Origin of the sequence: Pollutimonas bauzanensis (assembly GCF_900129885.1) — a bacterium.
Lineage (GTDB): Bacteria > Pseudomonadota > Gammaproteobacteria > Burkholderiales > Burkholderiaceae_B > Pollutimonas > Pollutimonas bauzanensis.
The window spans coordinates 144,444-160,503 of the sequence record NZ_FQXE01000012.1 but is presented as its reverse complement, the minus strand read 5'-3'; the positions used below and the strand labels follow the sequence as shown (position 1 = coordinate 160,503).

The following is a 16,060-nucleotide window of genomic DNA, read 5'->3' as shown; positions in this document are numbered from 1 at the left end:
ATGCAAAACTCTCATCGACATCTGTTCGCGATGGTGGGTGCCTTGATGTTGGCGGGCTGCGCCACGTCTCCGGCATTGGATGCCCAGCCGCCCGACTTGCCGGCGCAATGGACTCAGCCCGACAGTGTTGCCGGGACTTCATCGCAGGACAGCTTAAGCGCCGACTGGTGGCGCGGCTTTGGCAACGCCGAGCTGGATGCCTTCGTGATACAGGCCCTGGCGCAGAGCCAGGACATTGCCGGCGCCACAGCGCGCGTGCGCCAGGCCCGGGCCAGTGCGCGTATCGCGGGGGCGGCACTCTTGCCCGAGGTCTCGGCCGGGCTGGAGGCTGGGCGGCAAGCCAGACTGGGCGGGCATGCCGACGTGGATGGCACCCTTTACGCAGCGGGCTTGAGCGCCAGCTACGAGGTGGACTTCTGGGGGCGTAACCGCGCCGCGCGCGATAGCGCCGTCCATACCCTGGCAGCCACTCGTTTCGATCGCGATACCGTACTCCTGACGGTGACAGCCGGCGCGGCCAGTGCCTGGGTGCAAGCCGTGGCGCTGGGTGAGCGTGCGGCTATTGCCGAACACAACCTGCACAGTGCCGGGCACCTGCTGGCGCTGGTGCAGTCGCAGTACGAGGCCGGATCGGCCACGCAGCTGGCCGTGGCTCAACAACGCACCATGGTCGCGAGCCAGCGACGCAGTCTGGCCGCGCTGCGCCAGCAGACGAACCAGGCGCGCATCGCTTTGGCTCACCTGACGGGACAGGCGAATGAAGTTATGGTCGACACGCCGACATTGGCGTCGATCCGCGCTCCGGCCATCGATGCGGGCGTGCCATCCGGACTGTTGCTGCGCCGTCCCGACATTGCCCGCGCCGAAGCGCAACTGGCGTCGGCCGACGCCGATGTGCTCGTCGCGCGGGCGGCCATGCTGCCCAGTCTTACCTTTGCAGCTTATGCGGGTGCCAATAGCGATCGCCTGGGCCGCCTCTTTGCCTATCCCCTGTATTCGCTGGCAGCGGGACTAGCCGCGCCCATCTTCAATTCTGGCAGGCTGGCGGCAGGGCACGACCTGGCTCAGGCCCGGCGCGAGGAGTTGCTGGCTGATTACCGCCAGTCCATCGTGATGGCTTTTTCGGATGTGCAGATGGCGTTGGCACAAATGCACGGTGTTCAAGCACAGCTAGAGGCTCAATCCGAGGAGCTGACCCAGGCGCAGTTGGCTTTGACGCTGGCAGAATCCCGCTATCGCGCGGGTGCCGAGACCCTGCTGACGCTGCTCGACACCCAGCGAACGCTCTACGCGGCCCAGGACATGGCGGCGCAGTTGAAAGCCTTGCACCTGCAAAGCGCTGTCGATTTGTACCGTGCCTTGGGAGGAGGCTGGAAGATAGATGAAGACAACTGATATGAACGCCGGCCGTCAGGCCACCCGCGCTTTTGACGTTATATATGCTGTCATGCATGACAGCGATTGTCTGGAAGGAATTGCGGGCATTGACTCCGCTCAATGCCTGGAGAGTCTGCCATGAGCACATTGACGATACGTTTGCCGGAGGATACCGTCCAGCGTTTTAGAATATTGGCGCGCATGCCTGGGCTGAGTGTCAACAAACTGATCGAAGAAATGAGCACCCATGGAAAGAAAGCCCTTGCTATTATCGATCGGCTGAATGGTCGCACTTGAAGAGAGAGCCGTGCATCTTGAGCTCGCCAGGCCAGACAGCGCTTTGCTCCTTGTCTCAAGCAGCCATCTTGATCCGCTCAATGCCAAGATCATGGCGTTTCGGTTCCAGTTGCCATAGATCATATTCGGACTGATGCCCAAGCCAGCTTTGGGCGCTCTTGCCGAAGGCCAGCTCCAGGCGCACAGCCATTTCGGACGATATGGATGCTTTTCCGTTGACGATCTCCGAGAGCGTTTTGCGCGATACCTTCAGGTGCTTTGCGGCGTCCGTAATCGACAGCCCGAGAGGCTGGAGCCATAGCTCCCGGAGCAATTCGCCAGGATGTGGGGGGTTGAACATCGTATTCATGATGTTTCCTCAGTGATAATCGACGTAGTCCACGGCGTGCACATCGCCATCCTCGAATCGGAAAATAATGCGCCAGTTCGCCTGCACAGTAAGTGACCAGAAATCTTTCAGATTGCCTTGCAGTGGATGCAGGCGTAGTCCCGGAGCATACACGTCTCCGATCACGCGGGCTTGCCCAAGCAAGGCGAGAATCAAGCGCAGACGCCTGGCATGTTGCGGTTGAATGCCGGCCAAGCTGCCTGTTTCGTGAAATTTTTCAAGCCCTTTATGGATGAAGGTTCTAATCACATTGTAACCCTTCGCGTTACGAGCGGCAAGAATATTTTTGATGTCCGCGCGATGCGATCGCCATATGCCCAGGCCGTAGTCATGGCGGCAGTTTCCAGGTGTGAGCGCTGGTGTTGTTCGGCACTTTAGCAGCCTGTCTTCCGTTTGGCAGCATAAGCCGTGATGAATTGATCCGCCGCCATGCCTCACCAACCGCCGTCCCGCAAAGGCTGGCTCGCGCACTATAGCGAGTTCATGCAGGCGTGCATGCGCGCAACTTCCTGTACCGGGCCGCCCAGCATCGCGCCATTGACATGTGGCGGCGGGAAAGCCGGTATCAACATATCGCCTGGGACGACGTGCCCGAGGACGCTCATCCCGTGGCGTGCGGAGCGGACGCCGGGGCCTCGGCTGAGCAATTGAGAGAGGCTCTGGTGGCCGCGTTGGAAAAGCTGCCGCTGAACTGCCGGCGCGCTTTCGTACTCAACCGTATCGAAGGATGGACTCAGGTCGACATCGCCCGTCATCTGAAGTTGTCGCCGGGCAGCGTCGAGCGTTACATTGCTCGCGCCACTCAACATGTCAGGGAGCGCGTGCGTGATGACGACTAGCCCGAGCCTGACCCGCTTGGGCTTTTTGCATTTCTGGCGTAGCGATTTTTGGTTGACCTTTGCGCTGGTGTTCGGGTAAAAGGTCGAATTCTCCCGTTAAACCGAAGGAATCGGCGCAATGAAGCATATTGACATCTCAGATGCGACGGTGTCATTTCGCATTGATGGCAGCGGCCAAGGGTTGATCCTGGTATCTGGCACCGGCGGTAATTTACATAGCAATTGGGATCATCTGATTGACCACTTAACGCCGCATCGGACTGTCGTACGAGTGGATTATTCCGGCTCGGGTGAAACTCGCGATGACCACAAGGTACTGTCTGTCGAGATACTTGCAGAACAAATCGTAGTGGCGGCCAAGGCATCGGGTGCCGTGCCTTTTGACTTGGTCGGTTACTCGCTTGGGGCCAGCGTCGCCATACATATTGCCGCCCAATACCCGGAGATGGTGAGATCACTCGTGCTGCTGGCAGGCTTCGCTTCAGGCAACGACCCCAGGCTCAAGCTGCAGTCCGAGCTGTGGCTGGAATTGATTCGTTTCGACCCGCGCGCGTTTGCGCAGCTTATCCTTCTAACAGGGTTCAGCCCCGCCTTCCTCTCGCAACTCAATGAGCAGCAGATCGGCGAATGGGTTGAGGCCATCTGTACCGCCAATCGGTGGGACGGCATAGCGCGTCAGATCGATCTTGATAGTCGGCTAGATGTCAGCGCGCAGGCACAGAGAATAAATAGGCCAACGTTGGTCATCGGGTGTATGCAGGATCAGATGGTTCCCGTTGAGCATTCTCGCGCATTGGCAGCCGCTATTCCTGGTGCTCGTTATGCGGAGTTAGATTGTGGGCATTTAGCGCCTTTTGAGCGCCCTGATGAATTCGTTCAGATGGTATTGAATTTCATTGAGTCCACAGGGTAGTTTTATCGCCCCCTCCTGCTGGGTAGCCGGTATTTAGCGGCCCTGCTGTCTCACGTATCCGTGACGACGATCAACCCAACACTGAACCGGCCTCAGGCTGGATTCCTTGCGCTGCCGCATAAGTTCAGGGCATCTGTCGCCGGTTTCGGGTCCGGGAAGACTTGGGTAGGCGGCGGCGCGCTGTGTCAGCGTGCTTGGGAATGGCCTAAGGTTGACGCTGGCTACTTCGCCCCGACGTACCCGCAGATAAGGGATATGTTTTGTCGACTGCCTCACCTTCTAATTGTCATTGCTTTGGTGAGTACGGTCACCTACATCTAGTACTACCTCATCGCTAATTTCTACCTCGCCGACCAGTATGTCCTGATCGTATTGGTCTGGATTAAGCGATGTGTTAAACCCAGCCTTACGGAGCTCTGTAATAGCGCGCGCGTTTGGCTCATCCCCATGGTCGCCCGGTCTGCGTAAATACTCTTTTGCAATCCTCTCTGCGTCGTCAACTAAATCCTGATCTTCGGGGGTTAGGAGCGGGTATACATTGGGAGAGTTGATAGGTTCCCCTTCATTGTCCCCCTCTGGGCGAGCGATATTTTTCAGGGCATCAAGGGCTGCGACTACTTCTTGCTTTGTTGGTGGCGGTGAATACACGTCTGTTGTCCTTTCTGGGGCGGATTGGGTGCACCGTTCGGCACGCGGAATTAGTTCCGTGACAGAAAGCGTGACACGGATAAGGAATTAGCGGGAATATATTGGCCCTATCTACAAAAAATTATCCCATAAATTCCCCCAAAAAAATAGATTCGATTCCCGCCGGAGTCATTTGTCATTAGGCGCTGCTTATAGTTCATGCGATCAATTAAGCCCGTCGCGCGGTAGCCGCGACGGCGCCGGAGTTATGCGCTCGTAGGCGGCCCGCTGCTCCATCACGCACGGCTCACGAGTCCGATAAATAGGTTGAGCGGCTATTGGGCGGCTCGGGTGGCATCCGGTCGAGCACTTGCCAGCAGTTGTTCAGGACGCGGTGGAAGCGCCTGATTTCTCGCAGCAGCGTCATGACGTCAGCGTTGACGATGTTGCGATTCTGGATAACACGCAATTGCGCTGTCGCAAGCGGTAAATGTTGCATGGCTAAAATACTGTATTAATGAACAGTGCATTTACCATAAAGCGGGCGTAAAAAAGCCCACCGGTTAGGGCGGGCTCGTTTTTCTATAGTACTGGATAGGCGCCAGCGTCACATATCGCGGCACATACTGTCAAAAGAAAAGGGCCTACATTTTCACGTAGGCCCTTGGTATTCTTGGCTCCCCGAACTGGGTTCGAACCAGTGACCTGCGGATTAACAGTCCGTCGCTCTACCGACTGAGCTATCGGGGAATTAAAGAAGCGAAACTATAGCATAGAATTTTCGATTCTCGCAAGTTGAGGAGCTCAAACATGAGCCCAAGCGCTCTGCAGCGCCGGATACGGCGCTCTATGTGCGCTTGGGCGCGCAGGCGGCGCCGCTTCTCCGCGGGGAAAGGGCTTTAGTCCAGCAGGTCTTTCATGTCGTCGGCGTGTTCTTCTTCGACGGCCATGATGTCGATCAGCATGTGCTTGGTGGTGGGGTCGGTGTCGCCGATGCGTTCTATCATCTGGCGATAGGACTCGATGGCGACGCGTTCGGCGATGAGATTGGCCCTGATCATGCCTTTTATGTCGCTGCATTCGTCATATTCGGCATGGCTGCGGTCGGTGATGGTGGCGGGGTTGAAGTCGGGGTCGCCGTTCAACTGCACGATGCGTTCCGCGATGCGGCCGGCGTGGTCCTCTTCTTCCTGCGCGTGCTGCAGGAATTCGGCCTTGATCGGTTCATTGACCAGGCCGGTGGCCGTGTAATAGTGGCGCTTGTAGCGCAGCGCACAGACGAGCTCGGTTGCCAGCGCGGCATTGAGCATTTCAATGATTTCTTCGCGGTTGCCCTGATAGCCCGAGGGCACGGCGCCGCTGTCCAGGTTCCTGGCGGCGCTGCGGATCGCGGCGACGTCGATGGGGCCATGGTTGCTGGCGGCTGTAGCATTGCTTGATTTCATAGATATCCCTTTTCCGTTGAAAAACGCTGGCCGGATCGGGCGCCGCGCAGGCGCGCAATCCGGCTTTCGCAGGAGAGCAGCAATTTGCGTGCCTGGCGCGGCGTCAGTGCGCCGCCGCGGCCGCGTCGCCGGGAGCGCCCTTGGAGGATTTTGGAGCCGCTATCCAGACCAGGCCCATCAGGATCAGGAACAGTATGGCCGAAGCGTAGAAGATGTCCGTGGCCGATATTGTGAAAGCCTGCTGGTCTATCATGTTGTTGATGACGGCCGCGGACTGTTCCAGGGTCAGGCCTTTTTGCCGCAGGCCGGCCATGATCGCATCGAAGGCGGGCATGCCCGGGCGCGCGATCTCGGTCAACTGGGCATGATGCAGGCTGGCGCGGTTGTCCCACATGGTCGTCGTGATGGACGTGCCGAAGGCGCCGAAAAGCAGCCGCACGAAGTTCGAGAGCCCGGCGGCCGACGGGATGCGATGCGGGTCCAGGCCGGACAGGGTGATGGTGGTCAGCGGAATGAAGAACGTGGCCATGGCCGCCCCCTGTATGAAGGTGGGGATCATGATGGTGTACAGATCGACCTCCGTATTGAAGTTGGCGCGCATATAGCTGATGAGCGCGAAAATCAGGAAGGCCACCGTGGCGATTTTGCGGGGATCGTGGTTGGTGAGCAGTTTCCCCACCAGCGGGGAAAATATGATGGCCAGTATGCCTACCGGGGCCGAGGCGATGCCGGCATAGGTGGCGGTATATCCCAGGGTGCTCTGCATCCACAGCGGCAGCAATACCACTGTGCCGAAGAACAGCCCGTAGCCCACCGAAATGGTCAGCACGCCGGCGGTGAAGTTGCGGTACTTGAAAAGGGTCAGGTCCACCACCGGGTGCTTGGCCGTCAGTTCCCAGATCACGAAGAACACGAATGACACGACAGCGACGACGGCCATGGTGGTGATGGCGGGGCTGGCGAACCAGTCGAGTTCTTTGCCCTTGTCCAGCATGAGCTGCAGGGCTCCCACCCACAGCACCAGCAATGCCAGGCCGGTGGTGTCGATAGGCAGCTTGGAGCGCGCCGAGTCCCTGGTCTTGTAAAGCTGCCAGGAGGCCCAGCCGGCCAGCAGTCCCACCGGGACATTGATGTAGAAGATCCATGGCCAGGTGTAGTTGTCCGAGATCCAGCCGCCCAGCAGCGGGCCCACCACCGGTCCGACCAGCACCGTCATGGACCACATGGCCAGCGCCATGCCGGCTTTCTCCTTGGGGTAGCTGCCCAGCATCAATGATTGCGACAGGGGAATCATGGGGCCGGCGACGGCGCCCTGGAGCACGCGGAAGGCCACCAGCGATTCCAGCGACCACGAAAATCCGCAAAGCCAGGAAGACAGGACGAACAGCAGCACGGACAGCACGAACAGGCGCACCTGGCCGAATCGCTGGGTAAGCCAGCCCGTCAGCGGAACGGTGATGGCGTTGGCCACGGCGAAGGACGTGATGACCCATGTGCCTTGCGTGGCGCTTACGCCCAGATCGCCCGCGATGGTGGGGATGGACACATTGGCGATGGACGAATCCAGCACATTCATGAAAACGGCGGTCGACAGGGCGATGGTGCCAAAGAGCCGCGCCCGGCCTTCCAGTGGCTTGTGGACCGCTCCTTGCGGTCGGGCCGCGGGGGCGGGATCGCGGGCCGGGCGGTCAGTTTCTGTAGCGCTCATGAGCCAAGGTTTTCTTCGATGATTTTATTGATCTGGGCGTCCACCGCGCCGGTGTTGTCGGTGAACACGGCGGTCTCGAACTGCGTATTGGCTTTGGCGCCGGCGTCCGACGCTTGCGGTTCGGCCAGTTCCACCTCGACATCCATGGACAGGCCCACGCGCAAGGGGTGGTCGGCCAGTTCCTTGGGATCCAGCGTTATCCTGACCGGCACGCGCTGGACGACCTTGATCCAGTTGCCGCTGGCATTCTGCGCCGGCAGAAGGGCGAAGGCGCCGCCGGTTCCGGCGGCAATGCCTTCCACTTTGCCATGATAGGTAATGTCGCCGCCGTACAGGTCGGCCGTCAGCTTGACGTTCTGGCCGGGCTTCATGTGGCGCACCTGGGCTTCCTTGAAATTGGCTTCCACCCAGACATGCTGCAAGGGGATGATGGTCATCAGCGGCGTGCCGGGCGCGACGTGCTGGCCGACCTGCACCGAGCGCTGCGCGATCATGCCGGCCACTGGCGCGGGCAGCCGCGTGCGGGCGTTGGTCAGCCACGCCTTGCGCAATTGGTCGGCGGCCTGCATGACGTCCGGGTGGCGGGCGACCGTGGTGCCCGCGGTCAGGGCCTGGTTGGTCTTGAGCGTGGCCTGCGAGGCCGCCAAGGCCGCCTGTGCCTGGGCCAGCCCGGACTGCGCGGCCTTGACGGCGGTCTGGGCGTGCAGGATTTCTTCACCGCTGACGCCGCCCGAGCGCGCCAGGGTCTGGCGCCGCTTCAGGTCGCTTGCGGCCTTGGCCAGATCGACCTGCGCGCGCTCGACATTGGCCTCGCGCAGGGCGATGTCGGCCTGAAGGGCATCGTTCTGTACAAAGATGGTGCGGGTGCGCCTGACGGCCTGGGCCAGCGCGGCTTCTGCCTGTATCAGGGCGATGTCGGCATCGCTCGAATCCAGCTGCACCAGCGGCGCGCCCTTGCTGATGAGCTGGGTGTCATCGGCATGGATGGCTATGACCGTGCCGGGGATTTGCGAGGTGACCTGCACCAGGTTGCCATGCACATAGGCATCGTCGGTCGTTTCGTAATCGGCGGCGAATACAGCCCACCAGATGGCATAGGCTATGCCTATGAAGATAAAGATCAGTGCGGCGGTAATCAGCAGGCGCTTGCGCTGCGAACCCGATTTTCTTTCAGTGGCCTGGGAAGCCGGTTTCTTGTCGGTAGTCATGGAACTCTCGTATTTCAGTGTGTATTCGTATCGATGCGGTAGCCGCCGCCCAGAGCCGTGGCCAGCTGGGCGTCGAGGTTGAAGGCGCGGGCCTGCATGTCGGTATTCAGGATGGCCTGCTTCTGGACCTCGTTCTGGGCCAGCAGCACTTGCACGAAATTGCCGAGCCCGGATTTGTAGCGCCTGACGGCGATGTCATAGGCCGACGTAATGGCGCGCAAGCTGGCGGCCTGGTCCACGGTTTGCTGCCGCAAGGCCTGGATCGCGGTGGTGGCGTCGGCCACTTCCCGCACGGCGGCCAGCACGGTCTGGTTGTAATTGGCAATGGCCAGGTCCCGTTCGGCTTGCCTGGTGTCCAGGTTGGCGTTCAACGCGCCGCCATTGAAAATGGGCAGGGTGACGGCCGGGCCCACGCCATAGATCTCGCTGCCGGACGCCAGCAGATTGCCCAGGCCCAGCGACATGAAGCCGGCGAAGGCGGACAGGTTGATATTGGGAAAGAATTCCGCCTTGGCGGCCGATATCTGGCTGGCGCTGGCTTGCACGCGGTATTTGGCGGCGACGATGTCGGGACGCCGGCCCAGCAGCTCGAACGGAATGTTGGCGGGCACGCCTTCAGGCGCTTTCGACAGGTCCGCAAGGCGGATGGTCGAGCCGCGTTGCGGCCCGGCTCCGGTCAGGGCGGATATCTGGTTGCGCAATAAATCGGCGTTGGTGCTTGCCTGGCTGAGCTGGACGCGGGCCGAGGAAACCGCCGAGTCGGCCTGGTTGACTTCCACCTCGGTATCCAGGCCGGCGGCCACCCGCTGGCGCGTGATGCTCGCCACGTTTTCAAGCTGCTTGACGATCTGGGTGATCACCGTGACCTGGGACAGCGCGTTCTGCAGATTGAAGTAGCTCTGGACCACGCCGCTGACCAGCGTGTTGCGGGCGACTTGAAGGTCGGCGAGGGAGGCGTCTTTTTGCGACACGGCGGCGGCGTAGCGCGCCCGATTGCGGCCCCAAAGGTCCAGGTCGAATCCCAGGTTCAGGCGCAAGGTGTTGTCGGTGAGCATGGAGCCGCCGTAGGGAGGCGGGTATATGTAATTTTCCGAGAAGCGCTCGCGCACCATGTCGTAGCCGGCATTGAGCTGCGGCAGTTGTATGGCGCGGGCGCCGCCCACGGCCGCATTGGCCATATTCAGGCGCGCCTGCGCCGCGGCGAGGGAAGGGCTGCCTGCGAGGGCTTCGCTGACCAGCTGGCCCAGTTGGGCATCCTGGTAGCGCAGCCACCATTGCTCGGTCGGCCAGGCTATGGCGCCGCCTTGCAGCCCGGCCTGGCTGGGCTGCAAGGCGGCCAGGCCGGGCTGGCCCGGGTCCAGCGCCGCGCAGCCTGACAAAGCGGCGATCAGCAGTAGGGTAGCGTATCGTTTCATGGTTTTTATATGCAATGGGGATGAGTCGGGCATAGCTTACGAATAGCTGAATATTATTGACTAGTAGGTATCTGCCTAGGCAGATACAAGGTAAAAAAATTTGAGGGCGCTCATTGCCGCGATGTACGGTAGCGGGCTACTGCTCTCCGCTACAGGTACTTTCCTCCAGCTTGCCATTGACCAGCATACGCTGCAACAGGGCAATCATGGTTTCGACTTCAGGCTTGCTGAAACCGAGCAGGTGGGTGTTCAGGGAAGTGGCGATCGCGGGCAGGATCTGGTCGGCCACGTTTTGCCCGCTTTCGGTCAATTCCAGTTTGACGACGCGGCGATCGTCGGGGCAGCGGTGGCGGGTAAGGAATTTCTTGGCTTCCAGCCGGTCCAGCGTGCGGGTCATGGCCCCCGTGTCGACATGGGCCTGGCGGGACAGTTCGGCCGGCGTGTTGACATTGCGATAGCGGATCATCACCAGCGGGCGCCATTGCCGGGAGGTCAGCCCCAGCGGGGAAACGTGCAGGTCTATCATGCGGTTGAGCGAGCTCTGCACCTGCTTGATCAGCAGGCCGACGTTGTTGCACATGTCGCCCGAGAGTTCCTCGGCGGTGTAGAAATCCTGTTTCCGCGGGGTTTTCCCGGCGGCGGGGGAGGCCTTGGATTTCTTGGCGGCGGTGGAAGGGGCGGGCTTGAGCATGAAAATAATTTTAGCGCAATGTATTTGCCGCGGCAACTATTGATCTAACATTATTTTGCAACACAGCAAATTTTAGGCAAAAATAGCGGACGGGGCCATTTGCGTCTTATCGGCATTTGCTTCTGCGCCATGCCATTCCCTTGCCTTCCTTATTCCAATTTTCCTGCGATCCTATGAGCTCTCTTCCTGGTCCCGAAACAACGAAAACGAAAGAGTTCTGGATGGGCTTCCTGCTGGCCGGGATCGGGGCGATACTGTTTTCCGCCAAGGCGATCGTGGTCAAGCTGACCTACCGCTATGGGGTGGACGCCCTGACCATCATCGGTTTCCGCATGATGCTTTCCCTGCCGTTTTTCGCGGTGATAGGCCTGATGCAGGCGCGCCAGGCGCGGCGGGGCAGGCTGCCGCGCCTGACGGGCAAGGAAAGCCTGCAGATCGTCTTCCTGGGGTTTATCGGCTATTACCTGTCCAGCTACCTGGACTTCCTCGGCCTGCAATACATCACCGCGGGGCTCGAGCGCCTGATCCTGTTCCTGTCGCCCACTTTCGTGCTGTTGATCACCGCGCTTTATTTGAAGCGGCCCATCGCCGCAAGGCAATGGTTCGCGCTGGGTATGGCCTATCTGGGCGTGGTGCTGGTGTTTCTGCAGGACTTGTCCCTGAGCGGCAGCAACGTCATGCTGGGCTCCGTCTTCGTGCTGGCCTCGGCGCTGACTTATTCGCTCTACATCATCAGTTCCGGCGAATTGATCAAGCGGGTCGGCGCGACGCGCCTGGTGGCCTACGCCATGTCGGTGTCGGCGGTGGTAAGCATGGCTCATTTCCTGAGCGTGCATTCCTGGGAGGGGCTGCGCCAGCCGCTGCCCGTGTATGAGCTGTCGCTGCTGCACGCCATCGTCAATACCGTGGCGCCGACTTTCATGATCATGTGGGCCGTGGCGCGCATCGGGGCGCCCATGACGTCGCAGCTGGGCTTGCTGGGGCCTGTGTCGGTATTGTTCCTGGCCGGGTGGATACTGGGCGAGCCCATCACGTCCCTGCAACTGGCCGGCACTGCCTTCGTGCTGGCCGGCGCTGTCGTGCTGGGGCGGCGCCGCGCCGAGCGCTAGCCGGCGGCTCGGGGCGGGCGCGTCGTATCGCCCTGCATTCTCTGTTCGATTTCCTCGCGGTGCACATCGTGCGTCACGAAGCCGGACACATTGTCCGGCATGGCCAGGCGCTCGGGGTTCTGCAGCGTTTCGCGTATGTCCTGCAGGCCGCTGTCCCAGTGTTCGCGCATGGCCGCCAGCCCGAACTGGAAGTCCTTGTAGTGCTGTTCGTATGGCTTGTTGCGGTAGATGAGGTGGATGACGTTATAGCGGGTGCTGCAGGCCAGTTGCTGCGCCAGTTGGCAGTAGTAGTCCTGGGTGAGGATTTCGGGCGGTATGTCTTCCAGCATGCGCCGCAGCATGTGGCGCAGGTGCTGCGTCCAGCGCAACTGCTCGGTGACCATGCGGGTGCGGCTGGAATACTGTATGTCCTTGATGCGGTCCGATACTTCGCTCATATTGGATGGCGCGACGCCGCGCGCGCTCCAGAGGTCCACCTGGAAAGTCAGCGTGTCGCGCATGGGCCGGGATTCCAGCACTTGCGCCAGCGGCGTATTGGAAACCAGGCCGCCATCCCAATAGTATTCGCCGTCGATTTCGACGGCGGCGAACGCCGGCGGCAGGGCGCCCGAAGCCAGGAAGTGCTCGGCGCGCAGCCTGATCTTGGTATTGTCGAAGTAGACGAAATTGCCGCTGCGCACATTGACCGCGCCCACCGATACTTGCTGCGCGCCGGAATTGATGCGGTCGAAATCGCACAGCCGTTCCAATGTTTCCTTCAGCATGCTGGTGTCGTAATAGCTGGCCGCCTTGGGATCGCCCGGCGTTATCTGCGGCGCGGGAGGAAAACGCGGGGCAAAGAAGCCTTTCTGTCCGTCCAGCATGGCGCTGGCGGCGTGCCACGCGCTCATGGACTGGCGCACGGTGTCGTTCAAATTGAAAAGCGATTGTTCGACGAAGGGATGCAGCGCCACGCCGTGATTGGGCTGGCATATGGTTTCCCAGAATTCGGTCAGGCGCGCTATGCGGGTTTCCGGAGGATTGCCGGCAATGATGGCAAGGTTGAGCGCCCCGATGGAAATGCCCGCCAGGCAGGTCAGTTCGATACCCGCCTCGTGCAGGCCTTGGTAGACCCCCGCCTGGTAGGCGCCCAGGGCGCCGCCGCCCTGCAGCACCAGGGCCACCGTCTGGTAGGGCGGCAGGCGCGGATCGGTGTTGACCGGCGGCTCGGCGCGCGGCTGCGGCGTGTCCGGGGCCAGGGCGGCATCGGGCGGACTGGTGGCGTCCGCCTGCCTGGTGTCGCCCAGCGGGGAGGTCATGCGCTGCGTGTCGGCCCCCTTGCGCCGCGCCTGTGCGGCCATGCGCCGTATCGGCTTCCTGGACGGGGTGGGGAACAGCTCAAGTTGATGACTCATACGCGCCTGTGTGATTTCGGATTCTTCATTTAACGCTAACGATAACATTGCCGCTGCTGCAGTGCAGCAATTGTTGCTGCCGCAGTGCGGCACGGAATGCCGGGCCGCGCTCAGCCGCGCGGGGCGAAGATGCTTTGCACGAAGGCATCGATAAGGGCGCCGCGATAGCGCGACTTGTGCAGGACCAGCGCCAGCCGGCGCTGCAGGTTCAGGAAGGGCGTGTCGAGTATCTTCAGGCGCCCGACCGCCACTGAATCGACGGTGGCCGCATAGGGCAGGCAGGCTATGCCCAGGCCCGCGATGACGGCCTGCTTGATCGCTTCCACCTGGCCCAGTTCGAGCAGTATCTGGCCGGGCGGCAGCGCGGTCAGCGCCTGCTCGGCCAGCACGCGCATGGCCGAGCCGCGCTCGCGCAATATCCATTGGGCGTCCTTGAAGTGGCGCGCCTTCAGGTCGCTGCGCTGGGCCAGCGGATGGGAAGGCGCCGCGCAGACCACCAGGGCGTCGTCGCGCCAGGATATCAGCTCGAGCTGCGGATGGTTCACCGGGCCTTCGACGCAGCCGACGTCGATGCGGTGCTCCAGCAGGCCGGCGGTGATCCTGTCAGTATTTTCCACGCTGACTTGCAGCGATACCTGCGGGTGCCGCGATATGAAGGGGCCCAGCAGATCTCCGACCAGGTAGTTGCCTATGGTATTGCTGGTGCCCAGCCTGAGTTCGCCGCTCAGCGCCAGGGGCTGTTCGCCCGTCTGGCGCAGCATTTCATGTATGCGTTCTATGACTTCCTGCGCCATGGGCAGCAGTTCTTTGCCGCGCGGGCTCAGATGCAGGCGCCCTCGCTCGCGGTCGAACAGCTGGGCATTCAATTGGCGTTCAAGCTCCGCCAGCGCCATGCTGACGGCCGGCTGGGTCACGAACAGGCGCTGCGCCGCCGCGCCGACGCTGCCGGTGGCGGCAATGGTGACGAATACCTCGATATGGCGGACACTGATTCCTAACATCAGTAAATTTTATACTGTTTATAAGAATTAATGAATTTGTTTATAGCAGGCCATGGCTTTAAAATAACTACAGGTTATTAATATATGCGGTTAAACGATGCTTGCTTCCTCTTCGGCCCCCATGCTCGCGGCGACTTCGACTGATGCCGGGACGCTGCGCGCCCGGCTCCTGCGCCGGCATGCCGGCCATGCCTCGCCGCGCCAGCCGGCGCTGCTGTACGGCCTCGCCCTTGCGGTAACCGTCGCCATTTTCGCCATGATGCTGGGCCGCCTGCTGCCTGTCGTCGGCGGCCCGGTGTTCGGCATTGTGCTGGGCATTGCCATACGCAACACGGCGGGTGTCGGGCCCCTGTTCAAGCCGGGGCTGCAATTCGCATCCAAACAGGTATTGCAATGGTCCATCATCGCCCTGGGCTTTGGCCTCAGCATCCAGCAAGTGGCCCAGACCGGCATGGAGTCGCTGTCGGTGACCCTGGTCACGATTGCGGCCGCTTTCGGATCGGCTTGTCTGCTGGGCAGATGGCTGCGCATACCGTCCAAGCTCATGACGCTCATCGGCGTGGGCACGGCCATCTGCGGCGGTTCGGCGATCGCGGCGGTGACCCCCATCATCAAGCCCGACGAGCATGAAACCGCCTTCGCGATTTCGACCATATTCATCTTCAATATCGTGGCCGTGCTGGCCTTTCCGCTGCTGGGCCACTGGCTGAACATGTCGGATCTTGGCTTCGGCATGTGGGCCGGCACCGCGATCAACGACACCTCTTCGGTGGTGGCCGCCGGCTACAGCTACAGCCAGACGGCGGGGGACTACGCCACCGTCGTCAAGCTGACGCGCGCCACCTTGATCATCCCGGTTTGCCTCGCGCTGGTTGTTTTCCAGGCCTGGCGCCACAAAAAGCAGGGCGGCGGCAGCTTCAGCCTGGCGCAGATCTTCCCGTGGTTCATTTTATGGTTCCTGGCCGCCTCGGCAATCCGCTCGACCGGCTATATGCCCGAAAACTGGATCGCCGCCTTGCAGTCGCTGGCCCAGTTCCTGATCGTGGTCGCCCTGACCGCCATCGGCCTGTCTTCCGATCTGCGGCGCATGGTCAAGGCCGGCATACGGCCCATCCTGCTGGGCTTGGGCGTGTGGATATCGGTGGGCGCCAGCAGCCTGGCGGTGCAGCACGCCATGGGGACCTGGTAGGCGCCGGCCGCAAGAGGCCTTTGGCCCCCTGGGCCGATGTCAGGAGAACCAGGATAGCGGGTTGCGATGGATGGCCACGCCCACGATGTAGGCGAAAATGGCGATGGCGATCAGCGCCGCGATGCCGCGGGTTCTGGCTGTCCTGCCGCGCTTGATGGCGATGGTGCCCACGCCTATGTAGGCGATCAGCAGCACTATCTTGGTCAGGACCCAGGGCTGCATGCCGGCCGCTCCCAGCATCACGGACAGGGTGACGCCACAGACCAGCAATATGGTGTCGATGACGTGCGGCACGATCCTGACAGCGCGCCGCTGCAGCAGCGCGGAGCCGGTCACGGACCAGTAAGCCCTTATCACGAAGAAAAGAATGCTCAGGCTCGCGGCCGTCATGTGCAGATGTTTTATAGCTAGATAGTTCATGTTGCGAAACCAGATGCCTGTTGAAAAAGTGAAGTTGGG

At 61.2% G+C, this 16,060-nt stretch carries 18 protein-coding genes, 1 tRNA gene and 1 pseudogene; 7 read left to right on the top strand and 13 right to left on the bottom strand.

The annotated features are described in order from the left end of the window. Both BUB23_RS19650 and BUB23_RS26830 read left to right on the top strand, forming a co-directional pair. The gene (locus tag BUB23_RS19650) at window positions 1-1,395 is read left to right on the top strand and encodes an efflux transporter outer membrane subunit (RefSeq protein WP_073106544.1); all 1,395 of its coding nucleotides are present in this window, start codon (window positions 1-3) and stop codon (window positions 1,393-1,395) included. 120 nt (window positions 1,396-1,515) lie between these two features. Next, window positions 1,516-1,674 carry a ribbon-helix-helix protein, CopG family gene (locus BUB23_RS26830; protein WP_143161054.1) on the top strand — a complete coding sequence of 53 codons (159 nt, stop codon included), beginning with the start codon at window positions 1,516-1,518 and terminating at the stop codon, window positions 1,672-1,674. 55 nt (window positions 1,675-1,729) lie between these two features. Here the strand turns inward: BUB23_RS26830 and BUB23_RS19645 are convergent, their stop codons facing one another. Both BUB23_RS19645 and BUB23_RS19640 read right to left on the bottom strand, forming a co-directional pair. Continuing rightward, a complete protein-coding gene (locus BUB23_RS19645) occupies window positions 1,730-2,023 on the bottom strand; it encodes a HigA family addiction module antitoxin (protein ID WP_143161053.1) in 294 nt (97 codons plus the stop codon). Between the two features lie 9 nt (window positions 2,024-2,032). Then, entirely contained in the window at window positions 2,033-2,311 is a 279-nt protein-coding gene (locus tag BUB23_RS19640; protein WP_073106541.1) for a type II toxin-antitoxin system RelE/ParE family toxin, read from the bottom strand. Between the two features lie 242 nt (window positions 2,312-2,553). Between BUB23_RS19640 and BUB23_RS19635 the strand changes: the two genes are divergently transcribed. The 3 genes and pseudogenes from BUB23_RS19635 to BUB23_RS27705 all read left to right on the top strand — a co-directional run. Further along, window positions 2,554-2,901, top strand: a complete 348-nt coding sequence (locus tag BUB23_RS19635; protein ID WP_073106538.1) for an RNA polymerase sigma factor — start codon at window positions 2,554-2,556, stop codon at window positions 2,899-2,901. A gap of 118 nt (window positions 2,902-3,019) precedes the next feature. Next, window positions 3,020-3,814 carry an alpha/beta fold hydrolase gene (locus tag BUB23_RS19630; RefSeq protein WP_073106535.1) on the top strand — a complete coding sequence of 265 codons (795 nt, stop codon included), beginning with the start codon at window positions 3,020-3,022 and terminating at the stop codon, window positions 3,812-3,814. A gap of 60 nt (window positions 3,815-3,874) precedes the next feature. Continuing rightward, window positions 3,875-4,075 (top strand): annotated as a pseudogene (locus tag BUB23_RS27705) (terminase); the annotation flags it as partial. A gap of 18 nt (window positions 4,076-4,093) precedes the next feature. Here the strand turns inward: BUB23_RS27705 and BUB23_RS27085 are convergent. From BUB23_RS27085 to BUB23_RS19595, 8 genes are all read right to left on the bottom strand, one after another. Next, entirely contained in the window at window positions 4,094-4,462 is a 369-nt protein-coding gene (locus tag BUB23_RS27085; RefSeq protein WP_178372355.1) for a hypothetical protein, read from the bottom strand. A 286-nt stretch (window positions 4,463-4,748) separates the two neighbouring features. Next, a complete protein-coding gene (locus BUB23_RS26825; protein WP_143161052.1) occupies window positions 4,749-4,940 on the bottom strand; it encodes a hypothetical protein in 192 nt (63 codons plus the stop codon). 175 nt (window positions 4,941-5,115) lie between these two features. After that, window positions 5,116-5,191, bottom strand: a tRNA-Asn gene (locus tag BUB23_RS19620). A gap of 149 nt (window positions 5,192-5,340) precedes the next feature. Further along, entirely contained in the window at window positions 5,341-5,886 is a 546-nt protein-coding gene (locus tag BUB23_RS19615; RefSeq protein ID WP_073106532.1) for a ferritin-like domain-containing protein, read from the bottom strand. Between the two features lie 103 nt (window positions 5,887-5,989). Then, complete coding sequence (locus tag BUB23_RS19610; RefSeq protein ID WP_073106529.1) at window positions 5,990-7,594, bottom strand: DHA2 family efflux MFS transporter permease subunit; 1,605 nt, start codon at window positions 7,592-7,594, stop codon at window positions 5,990-5,992. Next, a complete protein-coding gene (locus BUB23_RS19605; RefSeq protein WP_073106527.1) occupies window positions 7,591-8,802 on the bottom strand; it encodes an HlyD/EmrA/EmrK family protein in 1,212 nt (403 codons plus the stop codon). The genes BUB23_RS19610 and BUB23_RS19605 overlap by 4 nt, the downstream gene beginning before the upstream one ends. A 14-nt stretch (window positions 8,803-8,816) precedes the next feature. Further along, window positions 8,817-10,217 carry an efflux transporter outer membrane subunit gene (locus tag BUB23_RS19600; protein WP_073106524.1) on the bottom strand — a complete coding sequence of 467 codons (1,401 nt, stop codon included), beginning with the start codon at window positions 10,215-10,217 and terminating at the stop codon, window positions 8,817-8,819. 136 nt (window positions 10,218-10,353) lie between these two features. After that, window positions 10,354-10,908, bottom strand: a complete 555-nt coding sequence (locus BUB23_RS19595) for a MarR family winged helix-turn-helix transcriptional regulator (protein WP_073106521.1) — start codon at window positions 10,906-10,908, stop codon at window positions 10,354-10,356. Window positions 10,909-11,081: 173 nt separating this feature from the next. Between BUB23_RS19595 and BUB23_RS19590 the strand changes: the two genes are divergently transcribed. Continuing rightward, entirely contained in the window at window positions 11,082-12,017 is a 936-nt protein-coding gene (locus tag BUB23_RS19590; protein ID WP_073106651.1) for a DMT family transporter, read from the top strand. On the opposite strand, the gene BUB23_RS19585 is transcribed toward BUB23_RS19590, so the two are convergent. After that, the gene (locus BUB23_RS19585; RefSeq protein WP_425439565.1) at window positions 12,014-13,315 is read right to left on the bottom strand and encodes a DUF3734 domain-containing protein; all 1,302 of its coding nucleotides are present in this window, start codon (window positions 13,313-13,315) and stop codon (window positions 12,014-12,016) included. The two genes, BUB23_RS19590 and BUB23_RS19585, sit on opposite strands and share 4 nt — an antisense overlap. A gap of 206 nt (window positions 13,316-13,521) precedes the next feature. After that, a complete protein-coding gene (locus tag BUB23_RS19580) occupies window positions 13,522-14,412 on the bottom strand; it encodes a LysR substrate-binding domain-containing protein (protein WP_073106518.1) in 891 nt (296 codons plus the stop codon). 97 nt (window positions 14,413-14,509) lie between these two features. Here BUB23_RS19580 and BUB23_RS19575 point away from each other — a divergent pair, with 97 nt between their 5' ends. Next, window positions 14,510-15,601 (top strand): YeiH family protein, encoded by a 1,092-nt coding sequence (locus BUB23_RS19575; protein ID WP_245801325.1) that lies wholly within the window; start codon window positions 14,510-14,512, stop codon window positions 15,599-15,601. 39 nt (window positions 15,602-15,640) lie between these two features. Here BUB23_RS19575 and BUB23_RS19570 read toward each other — a convergent pair whose 3' ends face one another. Next, window positions 15,641-16,021, bottom strand: a complete 381-nt coding sequence (locus tag BUB23_RS19570; RefSeq protein WP_073106514.1) for a SirB2 family protein — start codon at window positions 16,019-16,021, stop codon at window positions 15,641-15,643. Between the last annotated feature and the right edge of the window lie 39 nt (window positions 16,022-16,060).

Excerpts from the sequence above, each read along its gene's own strand:
- BUB23_RS19650 (WP_073106544.1), top strand. The coding sequence starts at position 1 with ATGCAAAACTCTCATCGACATCTGTTCGCGATGGTGGGTGCCTTGATG.
- BUB23_RS26830 (WP_143161054.1), top strand. The coding sequence starts at position 1,516 with ATGAGCACATTGACGATACGTTTGCCGGAGGATACCGTCCAGCGTTTT.
- BUB23_RS19645 (WP_143161053.1), bottom strand. The coding sequence starts at position 2,023 with ATGAATACGATGTTCAACCCCCCACATCCTGGCGAATTGCTCCGGGAG.
- BUB23_RS19630 (WP_073106535.1), top strand. The coding sequence starts at position 3,020 with ATGAAGCATATTGACATCTCAGATGCGACGGTGTCATTTCGCATTGAT.
- BUB23_RS26825 (WP_143161052.1), bottom strand. The coding sequence starts at position 4,940 with ATGCAACATTTACCGCTTGCGACAGCGCAATTGCGTGTTATCCAGAAT.
- BUB23_RS19615 (WP_073106532.1), bottom strand. The coding sequence starts at position 5,886 with ATGAAATCAAGCAATGCTACAGCCGCCAGCAACCATGGCCCCATCGAC.
- BUB23_RS19610 (WP_073106529.1), bottom strand. The coding sequence starts at position 7,594 with ATGAGCGCTACAGAAACTGACCGCCCGGCCCGCGATCCCGCCCCCGCG.
- BUB23_RS19605 (WP_073106527.1), bottom strand. The coding sequence starts at position 8,802 with ATGACTACCGACAAGAAACCGGCTTCCCAGGCCACTGAAAGAAAATCG.
- BUB23_RS19600 (WP_073106524.1), bottom strand. The coding sequence starts at position 10,217 with ATGAAACGATACGCTACCCTACTGCTGATCGCCGCTTTGTCAGGCTGC.
- BUB23_RS19595 (WP_073106521.1), bottom strand. The coding sequence starts at position 10,908 with ATGCTCAAGCCCGCCCCTTCCACCGCCGCCAAGAAATCCAAGGCCTCC.
- BUB23_RS19590 (WP_073106651.1), top strand. The coding sequence starts at position 11,082 with ATGAGCTCTCTTCCTGGTCCCGAAACAACGAAAACGAAAGAGTTCTGG.
- BUB23_RS19585 (WP_425439565.1), bottom strand. The coding sequence starts at position 13,315 with ATGACCTCCCCGCTGGGCGACACCAGGCAGGCGGACGCCACCAGTCCG.
- BUB23_RS19580 (WP_073106518.1), bottom strand. The coding sequence starts at position 14,412 with ATGTTAGGAATCAGTGTCCGCCATATCGAGGTATTCGTCACCATTGCC.
- BUB23_RS19575 (WP_245801325.1), top strand. The coding sequence starts at position 14,510 with ATGCTTGCTTCCTCTTCGGCCCCCATGCTCGCGGCGACTTCGACTGAT.
- BUB23_RS19570 (WP_073106514.1), bottom strand. The coding sequence starts at position 16,021 with ATGAACTATCTAGCTATAAAACATCTGCACATGACGGCCGCGAGCCTG.